We start from the raw sequence: 12,038 nt of genomic DNA, 5'->3' as shown, positions 1-12,038 counted from the left end.
TGAGCTTAACGGTCGTTTGGGCCGCGGTGGGAGCCACTCCGCACCGACGAGGCCCGCGGGTCAGCCGGCCCGGCCGGGAGCAACCCGCGCGATCGGTGGCGAGGACGGGAGCGGTCAGGCGGTGGCGGTCTCGGCGCGGAGGTCCTCCTCCGACGCGCCGCGGCGCCAGTAGCCGGCGAAGGTGACCCGGGCGCGGTCCAGGCGGCGCTCGCCGACCAGGTGCCGGCGCACGGCCCGGACCATGCCGGCCTCACCGGCGATCCAGGCGTACGGGGTGGTGCCCGGCAGCCGCGCGGCGCGCAGGGCATCGGCCAGCAGGGTGGTGCCGGGGGCGGTGCCGCCGCGGACCAGCCAGGTCACCTCGGCGCGGGCGGCGCTGGGCAGCGGTTGGATGTCGGCGGCGCCCGGGACCTCGACGAAGGCGCGGGCCGGGGTGCCGGCGGGAAGCCAGTCGAGGATGCCGGCGACGGCGGGCAGCGCGGTCTCGTCGGCCACCAGCAGCACCGCGTCGGTGCCGGCGGGTGGCCGAAAGCGGACGCCGCGCTCGTCGGGCACGGCCGGGCCGAGCAGCAGCACCCGATCGCCGGGACGGGCCCGCCCGGCCCACCGGGTGGCCGGGCCGGTGTCGCCGTGGCGGACGACGTCGATGTCCACCTCGGCCAGCTCCGGGCGTTGGGCGCGGATGGTGTACGCGCGCATCACCCCCCGGACCTGCGGGTCGAGGGCCCGCCAGGCGGCGTACCAGTCCTCCCCCGCCTCGACCGGGACGACCGGGGCGGCCTGGCCGGGGTGGGGCAGGAAGAGGGAGACGCTCTGATCCCGACCGCCGCCGGGGAAGCCGGCGAGGTCGTCACCGCCGAGGGTGACCCGGACCAGGCAGGCGCCGACCAGGCGGGTGGTGAGGACCCGGGCGGCGTAGAAGCGGTACCGCAGGGCGACGGCGGCGGTGGTCACGTGGTGACCTTCCGGGCGTCGCGGATGGCGCGGGCCAGGTTCTCCAGCAGCGGGGCCGCCCCCGCGTACGAGAAGCGGGGCACCGCGTCCCACGGGGTGACCTGGCCGGCGCGGACCGCGGGCAGTTGGGTCCAGGTGGGCTTGACGGTGAGGTCCTTGGCCTGCAGCGCGGTGGAGCGGTTGTCGAGCAGGATCAGATCGGCCGGGAACTTGCCGGCGTTCTCCCAGCTCAGCGCCTCGAAGTAGTCCCCCTGTTCGAGCTTGGTGGGCAGCACGAGGTCGACGCCGAGTTCGGCGAAGTACATCAGGTCGGTGCTGACCTTCGGGTTGGAGACGTAGAACAGGTCGGGGCTGCCGGAGGCGGCCATCACCCGGAGGCCGGGGTTGGCCTTGACGGCCTGGCGGACGGCGTCGGCGGCGGCGGCGAACCGGGCCTTCGCCGTGGTGACCTCGGACAGGTCGGCGCCGAGGGACTCGGCGAGCTGGGCGTACCGCTCGATGGGTCGGGTCATCGGGACCCGGGCGGTGGTCACCGCGACGCTCGGCGCGAGCGGGAGGATCTTGGCCTTGCTCTCGTCCGGGACGTACCAGAGCGCGCCAGGGTCGTACATGTGGGTGACGAGCAGGTCGGGGCGCAGCGCCGCGTACTTCTCCAGGTTGAACTCGCCCCAGGCGTTGCCGAGGATCTCGACGCGGTCCACGTCGAGGTCGCCGGCCTGCGGGTCGCGGGTGCCGTCGGCGCGTCGGGTCTCGCCGAACACGCCGACGATCTGCGCGCCGAGTCCGAAATCGACCAGGGCGGCGGCCACCCCGGTGAAGGCGACGATCCGCGAGGGCCGGCGGACGGCGTCGACCTGCTGCGGACGGTCGTCGGTGAAGGACCAGGGGCCGCCGCTCGGCGCGGTGGCGGCGGTGTCGCCGTCGCCACCGCAGCCGGCGAGGAGGGCGGTGAGGCCGGCGGCGCCACCGGCGGCGAGCAGGCTACGACGGGAGAACCGGCGGCCGGACAGGGTTTCGGGCATGGCGTTGTCTTTCGGTACGGGTCGGAAAATGACCATGGACAGCGGGGTTAGGTTAACCTAACCTAACTTGCTGTCAAGCCCGTTCCACCGACCGGAGTCCACACTGTCCGTCATCACCTCACCACGAAGCGCCGCCCCGCCCGCGTCGCAGCGACGTCGCGGCGCACCCGCCACCGGCCTGGCCGTCGGGCTGCTGCTGCTCGGCACCGTCGCCGTGCTCAGCCTCGCCGTCGGCGCGAAACCCCTGCCCCTCGCCGACGTGTGGCACGGCCTGACCGACCCCGCCTCCCCCGACTACGCCGTCGTGCACCGGATGCGGCTGCCACGTACGCTGCTCGGCCTCACCGCCGGTGCCGCGCTCGGCGTCGCCGGCGCCGCCATGCAGGCACTGACCCGCAACCCGCTCGCCGACCCCGGCCTGCTCGGCATCAACGCCGGCGCCTCCGCCGCCGTGGCCACCGCCACCCTCGCCCTCGGCATCACCGCCCTGGACCAGCAGGTCTGGTACGCGCTGCTCGGCGCCGCCCTGGTCACTGTCGGCGTGCACGCCGTGGCCGGCGGCCGGCACGCCACCCCCACCCGGCTGGCCCTGGCCGGCGCGGCACTCAACGCCGCCCTCTACTCGTACGTCAGCGCGATCATGCTGCTCGACACCACGTCCCTGGAACGGCTGCGGTTCTGGACCGTCGGCTCCCTCGCGGGCGCGCGCACCGACACCGTCCCCCACCTGCTGCCCTTCGTCCTGGCCGGGCTGCTGCTCGCCCTGCTCGCGGCCCGGCCACTCGGCGCGCTCGCCCTCGGCGACGATTCCGCCCGCGCCCTCGGCGCCCGCCCCGGCCTGGTCCGGGCCGCCGTCGTCGCGGCCGTCACGCTGCTGTGCGGGGCGGCGACCGCCGCCTGCGGTCCGCTCGTCTTCGTCGGGCTGCTCGCGCCGCACCTGGTCCGCGCCCTCACCGGCCCCGACCCGCGCCGGCTGCTGCCGTACTGCGCCGTGTTCGCCCCGGTGCTGCTGCTCACCGCGGACATCGCCGGACGCGTGCTCGGCCGACCGGGCGAACTCCAGGTCGGCCTGGTCACCGCCGTGCTCGGCGGCCCGCTCTTCCTGCACCTGGTCCGGCGCGGACGGATAGCCCGCCCATGATCGTGCTGCGCCTCCCCGGCGGGCTGTCGCTGCGCCTGCACACCCGCGCCCTCGTCGTCGGCGGCGCCGGCACGCTGCTCGCGGCGGCCCTCGCCGTGCTGGCCGTCGGCGCGGGCGACTACCCCATCGACCCCGCCGACGTGCTCCGGGTCCTCGCCGGCGGCGGCAACCCCGCCGACCGGTTCGTGGTCACCGAGCTGCGCCTGCCCCGGCTCGCCACGGCACTCGCCGTCGGGGCCGCCCTCGGCCTGGCCGGCGCGGTGTTCCAGTCGCTGACCCGCAACCCGCTCGGCAGCCCCGACATCCTCGGCGTCACCCAGGGCGCGGCCACCGGCGCGCTGGTCGTGGTCGTGCTCGGCGGCAGCAGCATCGCCCTCGGCGCGGCAGCCGCCGCCGGCGGACTTGCCATCGGCGCGCTGCTGGCCGCGCTGGCCGGCCCGCGCGGCCTGACCGGCCACCGGCTCGTCCTGGTGGGCATCGGAGTCACCGCGATCCTCACCGGCGTCAACGGGTGGCTACTCACCCGCGCCCCGCTGATGGACGCCGCCCGCGCCGCGCTCTGGCTCACCGGCAGCCTGGACGGGCGCGGCTGGGCCAACGCCCTGCCGGTGCTCGCCGCGCTGGCGGCACTGCTCCCCGCCGTGCTGCTCGCCCGCGCCCCGGCGCTGCGACTGATCGAGCTGGGCGACGACACCGCCGCCGCGCTCGGCGTCCCGGTGCGCCGGGTACGCCTGGCCGCGCTCGGCACGGCCGTCCTGCTGGTCTCCCTGGCCGCGGCGGCCGCCGGACCGGTGTCGTTCCTCGCCCTGACCGCCCCCCACCTGGCCCGCCGGCTGACCCGCGCCCCGGGACCCAACCTGCTGCCCTCGGCCGCCCTCGGCGCCGCCCTGCTGGCCGCCGCCGACCAGGTGGCACAGCACGCGGTCGGCGGCCACCAACTGCCCGTCGGTGTGGTCACCGGCGTGCTCGGCGGCGGCTACCTGACCTGGCTGCTCGCCGGCGAACGCGGGAGCCGGCGGTGACCGGACCGGACGAGAAGGAGACCCGCACCATGCGCCCCGGCACCTCCCGACTGGTCGGCGAGACGTTGACCCTCGGCTACGACCGGCGCACCGTCGCCGAGGACCTCACGCTGGCCGTACCCGACCGTTCCTTCACCGTGATCATCGGCCCGAACGCCTGCGGCAAGTCGACCCTGCTGCGCGCGCTCGCCCGGCTGCTGCGGCCCACCCGGGGCACGGTGCTGCTCGACGGCGCCGACATCCACCGCCGCCCGGCCAGGCAGGTCGCCCGTACGCTCGGCCTGCTCCCCCAGTCGGCCGTCGCCCCGGACGGCATCACCGTCGCCGAGCTGGTCGCCCGCGGCCGTTACCCGCACCAGGGCCTGCTGCGGCAGTGGTCCCGCGAGGACGAGCGGGTGGTCGCCGAGGCGATGACCGCCACCGGGGTCACCGCCCTTGCCGACCGCCCGGTCGACGAGCTCTCCGGCGGGCAGCGCCAGCGCGTCTGGATCGCCATGGCGCTGGCCCAGCAGACACCCCTGCTGCTGCTCGACGAGCCGACGACCTATCTGGACATCGCACACCAGGTCGAGGTGCTGGACCTGTGCGCCCGGCTGCACGAGGAGCAGGGCCGCACCGTGGTGGCCGTGCTGCACGACCTGCACCAGGCGGCCCGGTACGCCACCCACCTGGTGGCGCTGCGCGACGGGCGGGTGGTCGCGGCCGGCGACCCCCGCCGGATCGTCACCGCCGAACTGGTCGAGGAGGTGTTCGGCCTGCCCTGCCGGGTCATCGAGGACCCGGAGACCGGCACCCCGCTGGTGCTGCCGGCGGCCCGCCGCCGGCCGGCCCCGACGGCCAGCTGATCGACCGGCACCCCGCGGCGACCGCGCCCACCCACGTTGCTGCCGCCGACCTATGGGTAAGCGACCGAGGACCGGACCGAAGGAGGAATGATGGGACGCGATCCCGCCCAGATGAAGACCGGTGAACTGCGCAAACAGGCGGAGCGCGCCGGACTCGACAACATCGACCAGATGAACAAGAACGAGATGATCCAGGCGCTCGGCGGGTCGGCCAACGCCAACCAGGGCGGCGGCCAGCGGCAGAAGGACCCGCGCCCGCAGGGGGTCAGCCCGCAGGACTACAAGAACATACCGGGCAACCAGACCTGACCCGTCGCCCCGGTGTGCCAGCCGCCCTTGGTGGGACACCGGGGCGAACTGGTTGGATCTTGCGCGCCCCGGTCACCATGGACGCGTGCTGCGCTTCGTACTGAACCTGTTGTGGCTCGTCTTCGGTGGCGGCCTCGTCCTGGCCCTGGGCTACGGGGTGGCCGCCCTGATCTGCTTCGCGTTGGTGATCACCATCCCGTTCGGGGTGGCGTCGCTGCGCCTCGCCTCGTACGCGCTGTGGCCGTTCGGCCGCACCGTCGTCCCCAAGCCGGGCGCCGGGATCGCCTCCGGCCTCGCGAACGTGCTGTGGGTGCTGCTGGCCGGCTGGTGGCTCGCGCTCTCCCACATCGTCGCCGGCGTCGGCCTCTGCGTCACCGTCATCGGCATCCCGTTCGGGGTGGCGAACTTCAAGCTCGTGCCGGCGGCGCTCTGGCCGCTCGGCCAGGAGGTCGTCGACACCCCCTGATCACGCTCGACCCAGTCCAGATCGCGCAAGTGGCGGTATCCCCGTGCCCGGGATGCCGCCACTTGCGGCATCTTGGTCACTACCCCTGGGGCATCCTAGGAGGCTGGGCTTGTTGGCAGGCCGCCGGGTTGCCCGAATGGCCTTCGGGTTTCCGGCGGCATGGCTACGGTCGGAGCAGTGGGCGGTCATATCGGGGTGATCGAGGCACTCAAGGCGGATCCCACCATGTCGGGGCTGCGCCGGTCGCTGGAGGCGTACTACGGCGACCCGGCCCGGGACGCGGCGATGGACGCCTTCTACGCGCGATTCGTCCGCCCCGGCGACCTGGTGTTCGACGTCGGGGCGCACGTCGGCGACCGGCTCGGCAGCTTCCGCCGCCTCGGCGCCCGGGTGGTGGCCGTCGAGCCCCAGCCGCTCTGCGTCCGGGCGCTGCGCGCGCTCTACGGCGACGACGACCGGGTCATCGTGGTCGAGGCCGCCTGCGGGGCGCACGAGGACCGGGTCCGGCTGCACGTCAACTCCGCCAATCCGACCATCTCCACGGCCTCCCCCCAGTTCGTCCGAGCGGCGGCCGGCGCCGGGGGCTGGGCGCACGAGACCTGGGACGCCGAGATCGAGGTCGCCACCACCACACTCGACCGGCTCATCGCCGCGCACGGCGTACCGGCCTTCGTGAAGATCGACGTGGAGGGGTTCGAAGACGCCGTACTGACCGGTTTGAACCAGCCGCTGCCGGCACTGTCGTTCGAGTTCACCACGATCGCCCGGGAACTGGCCCCGCGCTGCCTCGATCGGCTCACCGGGCTCGGGTTCACCCGGTTCAGCGTCGCGCTCGGCGACGAGATGGGCCTCGCCCTGCCGGACTGGCTGCCGGCGGCGGAGGTGGCGGCGTACCTGTGGGCGCTGCCGCACGAGGCCAACTCCGGCGACGTGTACTGCGTGTCCGAGGGCCACCTCCGGCGCCGGGGCACGCCGTAGGCCGAGCGCGCCGATCGGACGGCCGGAGGATATCGAAGCTGCTCAACGGGGCTGACCCTTGCGGTACCCCATGCCGGCGCGTGAGCCACTTTTTTAATCTTTTGAACTTAGCCATGTTTCGTTACCTGGCCGTGATTGACGTGACCGGCGCCACTTCGATTCACTGCGATGCAACCGGTTCCGCAACCGGTTCCGGAATACCGGCCTCACCTCTTCGACCCGGGAGCGTAACGTGCCGATCACCATCGCCGACGTCGCGGCCCGGGCGGGGGTGAGCAAGACGACCGTCTCCCGGGTGCTCAACGGCAAGGGCGAGGTGCACGTCCACACTGCTGACCGGATCAGGGCCGTCATCAGCGAACTGGGGTACGTGCCGAGCGCCCGCGCGGTCGGTCTCGCCCGCGGCCGGACCGGGGTGGTCGGGATGCTGGTACCGGCCCTGACCTGGCCATGGATGGGCGAGGTGCTGCAGGGCGCCGTCGACATGGTGGAGAGCGCCGGTTACGGGCTGTTGCTCTTCACCTGCAACCGCGGCGAGGAGTCGCTGCGGCAGTTCGCCTCGCAGGTCTCGGCGAAGTCGTTCGACGGGCTGCTGGTCATCGAGCCCGAGGGCAGCCTCGACTACATTGCCGAGCTGCACGGTGGTGGCCTGCCGGTGGTCCTCATCGACGACCGCGGTCATCAGCGGCCGTTCCCGTCCGTGGCCACGACCAACCGCAGAGGTGGCGAGTCAGCCGCGCGCCACCTGCTCGAACTGGGTCGGCGCCGGCCGCTGGTGATCAAGGGGTGCGAGGAGTTCGGCTGCACCCAGGAGCGGCTGGCCGGATTCGTCGCGGCGTACGAGGCCGCCGACCTGCCGCTGGATCCGCGGCTCGTGGTCGAGGGCGACTTCACCTTCGACTGCGGCAGCCGCGCCGTCCGGGGGCTCACCGAGGCCGGCATCGACTTCGACGCCGTCTTCGCCCACAACGACCTGTCGGCCGGCGGCGCCCTGCAGGCGATCCGCGAGGCGGGCCGCCGGGTCCCGGAGGATGTCGCGGTCGTCGGTTTCGACGACGTCCCGTACGCGGCGCACACCGAACCACCACTGACCACGGTGCACCAACCGATGCGCGAGATGGGAGAGGCCGCGGCCCGGATGCTCCTGTCGTACTTCGAGGGTGTGCCGCTGCCCGACACCCCCCGCGTCATTCCCACCACCCTGATCGTCCGCGGCTCGACCGGAGCGCCCGCGCCGGCCGACCGCCGAGCCGTCGGGCCGCGCCGGCCCGTGCCGGAGCCGTTCCAGCAGCAGATCCGCTGACCCCGGCGGGACGTCCCGCACGTCCCGCCGCGGTGACGCACACCCCGCTCCGCCGACGAACCCACCGAACCCACCACGACCGGGAGGAACACATGCGCGTCAGACGCAGCCTCGCTCTCGCCCTGGCGAGCGTGACGGCGTTGGCAACGCTCGCCGCCTGCGGCGACAGTCCGAACGCGAACAAGAACAAGGGCCAGGCGGCCACCGTGCTGAACGCCGGCATGCCGAACGGCCCGCAGGCCGAGAACCACAACCCGTTCCTCACCACCTCGGCCGCCGCCTCGCTGGGCTACCGCTGGCAGATCTACGAGCCACTGATGATGTGGAACCCGGTCAAGCCGAGCGACCCGATGAAGCCGTGGCTGGCCACCAAGGCCGAGTGGTCGCCGGACTACACCTCGGTCAAGGTCACCATCAGGGACAACGCCACCTGGTCGGACGGCCAGAAGCTCACCGCCGAGGACGTGGCGTTCACCTACAACCTGGTCAAGAAGTACCCGGCGCTGAACGACCAGGGCGTGCCGTACACGGACGCGACGGCGAGCGGCAACGAGGTCACCATCAAGATCGCCAGCCCGCAGTTCGTCAACCAGCAGAAGGTCCTGTTCCGGGTGCCGATCGTCCCCAAGCACATCTGGGAGAAGATCAGCGACCCGACGACCGACCCCAACAAGCAGCCCGTCGGCAGCGGCCCGTACACGCTGAAGTCCTTCACCCCGGCCACCACGACCCTGACCGTGCGGGACGGCGGCTACTGGCAGGACCTGCCGAAGGTCAAGGAGCTGCGCTTCACGTCGTACACCGACAACAGCGCGCAGACCACCGCCCTCGCCAACGGCGAGTCGGAGTGGAGCTTCGTCTTCATCCCCAACTACCAGGCCGTCTTCGTCGACAAGGACCCGGCCCACCACAAGGTGTGGGCGCCGCCGGTCCTGGGCATCCACGGCCTGTACGTCAACACCACCAAGAAGCCGTTCGACGACCCGGTGCTGCGCCGGGCGATGAACATGGTCATCGACCGCGAGGACATCTTCAACACCGCCGAGGCGGGCTACTTCCACCCGCTCGTGAAGAGCGTGACCGGTCTGCCCAGCCCCGCCGGTGACACGTTCATCGCTGCCGAGTTCAAGGGCCAGGAGCACAAGGTCGACGTCGAGGGCGCCAAGGCGCTGCTCACCGGCGCCGGCTACCAGCTCGACGGCAACACCCTCAAGGACAAGACCGGCAAGCCCGTCAAGCTGACCCTGACCGACCCGGCCGGTTGGTCCGACTACCAGACCAGCCTCGAGATCGTGCGGGACAACCTGTCCAAGATCGGCATTTCGGCCACGGTCGACAAGGCCAACCAGGACGCCTGGTTCCGCAACGTCGAGCAGGGCAACTTCGACGCGACCTTCCGGTGGACCGAGGGCGGCGCCACGCCTTACGACATCTACCGGACCATCATGGACGGCTCGCAGCTGAAGCCGATCGGCACCGCCTCCCCCGCCGGCAACTTCGGCCGCTTCAACAACCAGCAGGCGACCGATGCCCTGCGGTCCTACGCCAATGCGACGGACGAGGCCGCCCGTACCGCCGCGATGAACACCCTGCAGAGGATCTTCGTCGAGCAGATGCCGATGATCCCGGTCGGCGCGGACAACATCGGTGGCGCGTACAGCACGAAGAACTGGACCGGCTGGCCGGACGACGCCAACCCGTACGGCGCGCTGCAGCCCACCCAGCCCAACGCGCTGGACGTGGTGCTGCACCTCAAGCCCGCCGGCAGCTGACCCACCAGCACCGCCTCCCCGGTCGGCCACGGCCGACCGGGGAGGCCCACTCCCACGTTCGCAACCGGTCACCGCGCACCCATCGGTGACAGACACCCCGAAGACAGGAAACTCGGCATGACGTTGAGCGAAAGCACGGCGGCGCCGGTCAACGAAGTGGTGCTGGAGGCCGTCGGCCTGACCAAGCATTTCCCCGTCCGCAGACGGCTGCGCGACCTCGTCTCCCGGGCGCCGGCAGCCGTCCACGCCGTCGACGACGTATCGTTCGCGCTACGCCGTGGCCAGGTGACCGCGCTGGTCGGTGAGTCCGGATCCGGCAAGTCCACGGTGGCCCGGCTGCTGGCCCAGCTCTACCGCCGCACCGCCGGCGACATCCGGCTGCACGGCGTATCGACCCGGGTCCACGGCGGCCGGGCGTTCCGGTCGTACGTACGACGCGTCCAGCTGATCCTGCAGGACCCGTTCGCGTCGCTCAACCCGGTGCACACGATCCGCTATCACCTGACCCGGTCGCTGCGCATCCACGGCAACGCCGGCCGCACCGCCGAGGACCTAGACCGGGCGCTCGCCGATCTGCTCACCCGGGTCAGCCTCACGCCGCCCGAGCGCTACCTGGACGCGTTCCCGCACGAGCTCTCCGGCGGTCAGCGGCAGCGCGTCGCGATCGCCCGGGCGCTCGGCGCCGACCCGGAGGTGCTGCTCGCCGACGAGCCGGTCTCCATGCTCGACGTCTCGATCCGCCTCGGCGTGCTCAACCTGCTGCGGGACCTCAAGGAGCGGCTCAACCTCGCCATCCTGTACATCACGCACGACATCGCGTCCGCCCGGTACTTCGCCGACGAGACGATCGTGATGTACGCCGGCCGCATGGTCGAGGGCGGCGACAGCGAGACGGTCACGCAGCGCCCGGCCCACCCGTACACCCGCCTGCTCATCGAGTCGGCACCCGACCCCGACAGCATCACCGGCGCCGCAGCCGCCACCGCGCAGGACCGAAGCAGCGGGGAGCCGCCGAGCCTCATCCGGCCGCCGGCCGGCTGCCGGTTCCACCCGCGCTGCCCGCACGCCATGCCGCGCTGCTCGGTCGACCTGCCGCCCCGGCTGGAGATCGCCGACCGGCCCGGCCACTGGGCGGCGTGCTGGCTCTACGATCCGGCCACCGTCGCCGCCGAAGACGCCGGTTCCGTCCCGCCGCCCCCGGCGCCGGCCCGCCGGGACGGCGCCGCCACTTCGGGGGAGACTCGATGAGGTTCCTGCTCCAGCGCATCGCCTTCTACCTGTTCACGGCGTGGGCGGCGATCACGCTGAACTTCTTCATCCCGCGCATGATCCCGGGCGACCCGGTCCAGGCCCTCATCTCGCGTAACCAGGGCCGGATCAGCGCGGACGCCATCCAGTCGCTTCGCGTGCTGTTCGGACTGGACAAGAACCAGAGCCTCGCTGAGCAGTACGTCGACTACTGGAGACAACTCCTCCACGGCGACCTCGGCCTGTCGTTCACGTTCTTCCCGACGCCGGTGTCGGCGGTCATCGGCGACAGCCTGCCGTGGACGGTCGGGCTGGTCGGCATCACCACGATCGTCAGCTTCCTCCTCGGCACGGCGCTCGGCGTCGGCGCCGGCTGGCGGCGCGGATCGTGGATCGACGCCCTGCTGCCGGCCACGACGTTCCTCTCCTCGATCCCGTACTTCTGGCTGGGTCTCGTGGCGATCGCCCTGTTCGCCGGGCCAGGCAGCTTCTTCCCGTCGTCCGGCGGCTACGAGCCGGGTCTCGTGCCGGCGTTCGACCAGTACTTCATCCCGAGCGCGATCCAGCACAGCATCCTGCCGGCCGCCACCATCCTGGTCTCCTCGATGAGCGGGTGGCTGCTCAGCATGCGCAACATGATGGTCACCGTGTCGTCCGAGGACTACATCACGGTCGCCCACGCGAAGGGCCTGTCGGAACGCCGGGTGGCCCTGAGCTACGCCGCCCGCAACGCGCTGCTGCCCAACGTCTCGGGCTTCGCGCTGTCACTCGGGTTCATCGTCGGCGGCACCCTGCTCGTGGAGATCGTGTTCTCGTACCCGGGTCTCGGCTTCCAACTCTTCCAGGCCGTCGGCTACAAGGACTACCCACTGATGCAGGGGATCTTCCTGATCATCACGATCTCCGTGCTGGTGGCGAACCTCATCGCCGACGTCGCGTACCTGCTTCTCGACCCGCGGACCCGAAAGAGTGGCTGAA

Annotated in this window: 12 protein-coding genes; 10 read left to right on the top strand and 2 right to left on the bottom strand. The window is 72.4% G+C overall.

Going from position 1 to position 12,038, the window contains the following annotated elements:
* Positions 1-114 precede the first annotated feature (114 nt).
* Positions 115-954 (bottom strand): siderophore-interacting protein, encoded by an 840-nt coding sequence (locus ACGF4F_RS20185; protein ID WP_357438894.1) that lies wholly within the window; start codon positions 952-954, stop codon positions 115-117.
* Positions 951-1,976, bottom strand: a complete 1,026-nt coding sequence (locus ACGF4F_RS20180) for an ABC transporter substrate-binding protein (protein WP_357438896.1) — start codon at positions 1,974-1,976, stop codon at positions 951-953. Before ACGF4F_RS20180 ends, ACGF4F_RS20185 begins: the two co-directional genes overlap by 4 nt.
* A 67-nt stretch (positions 1,977-2,043) precedes the next feature.
* Here ACGF4F_RS20180 and ACGF4F_RS20175 point away from each other — a divergent pair, with 67 nt between their 5' ends.
* The 10 genes from ACGF4F_RS20175 (at position 2,044) to ACGF4F_RS20130 (ending at position 12,037) form a co-directional block, all read left to right on the top strand.
* Complete coding sequence (locus ACGF4F_RS20175) at positions 2,044-3,117, top strand: FecCD family ABC transporter permease (protein WP_393079090.1); 1,074 nt, start codon at positions 2,044-2,046, stop codon at positions 3,115-3,117.
* Positions 3,114-4,139, top strand: coding sequence for an iron chelate uptake ABC transporter family permease subunit (locus ACGF4F_RS20170; protein ID WP_357438899.1), 1,026 nt, complete (start codon positions 3,114-3,116; stop codon positions 4,137-4,139). Before ACGF4F_RS20175 ends, ACGF4F_RS20170 begins: the two co-directional genes overlap by 4 nt.
* A gap of 29 nt (positions 4,140-4,168) precedes the next feature.
* Positions 4,169-4,984, top strand: coding sequence for an ABC transporter ATP-binding protein (locus tag ACGF4F_RS20165; RefSeq protein WP_393079332.1), 816 nt, complete (start codon positions 4,169-4,171; stop codon positions 4,982-4,984).
* Positions 4,985-5,074: 90 nt separating this feature from the next.
* Positions 5,075-5,293 carry a hypothetical protein gene (locus ACGF4F_RS20160; RefSeq protein ID WP_357438902.1) on the top strand — a complete coding sequence of 73 codons (219 nt, stop codon included), beginning with the start codon at positions 5,075-5,077 and terminating at the stop codon, positions 5,291-5,293.
* An 85-nt stretch (positions 5,294-5,378) separates the two neighbouring features.
* Positions 5,379-5,759 carry a YccF domain-containing protein gene (locus ACGF4F_RS20155; protein WP_357438905.1) on the top strand — a complete coding sequence of 127 codons (381 nt, stop codon included), beginning with the start codon at positions 5,379-5,381 and terminating at the stop codon, positions 5,757-5,759.
* Positions 5,760-5,984: 225 nt separating this feature from the next.
* On the top strand, positions 5,985-6,737 hold the full coding sequence (locus ACGF4F_RS20150; protein ID WP_357439272.1) for an FkbM family methyltransferase: 753 nt from the start codon (positions 5,985-5,987) through the stop codon (positions 6,735-6,737).
* A gap of 232 nt (positions 6,738-6,969) precedes the next feature.
* On the top strand, positions 6,970-8,040 hold the full coding sequence (locus ACGF4F_RS20145) for a LacI family DNA-binding transcriptional regulator (RefSeq protein WP_357438908.1): 1,071 nt from the start codon (positions 6,970-6,972) through the stop codon (positions 8,038-8,040).
* A gap of 92 nt (positions 8,041-8,132) precedes the next feature.
* Complete coding sequence (locus ACGF4F_RS20140; protein ID WP_357438911.1) at positions 8,133-9,812, top strand: ABC transporter substrate-binding protein; 1,680 nt, start codon at positions 8,133-8,135, stop codon at positions 9,810-9,812.
* 117 nt (positions 9,813-9,929) lie between these two features.
* Positions 9,930-11,060: an ABC transporter ATP-binding protein gene (locus tag ACGF4F_RS20135; RefSeq protein ID WP_393079085.1), complete on the top strand. Its 1,131-nt coding sequence runs from the start codon at positions 9,930-9,932 to the stop codon at positions 11,058-11,060.
* A complete protein-coding gene (locus tag ACGF4F_RS20130) occupies positions 11,057-12,037 on the top strand; it encodes an ABC transporter permease (RefSeq protein ID WP_357438916.1) in 981 nt (326 codons plus the stop codon). The genes ACGF4F_RS20135 and ACGF4F_RS20130 overlap by 4 nt, the downstream gene beginning before the upstream one ends.
* Position 12,038: the final 1 nt, after the last annotated feature.

The sequence above is a fragment of the Micromonospora sp. NPDC047740 genome, assembly GCF_043204735.1.
In the GTDB taxonomy this organism is placed as follows: domain Bacteria; phylum Actinomycetota; class Actinomycetes; order Mycobacteriales; family Micromonosporaceae; genus Micromonospora.
The sequence above is the reverse complement of the archived record's forward strand: the minus strand, read 5'-3'. Positions and strand labels throughout refer to the sequence as shown.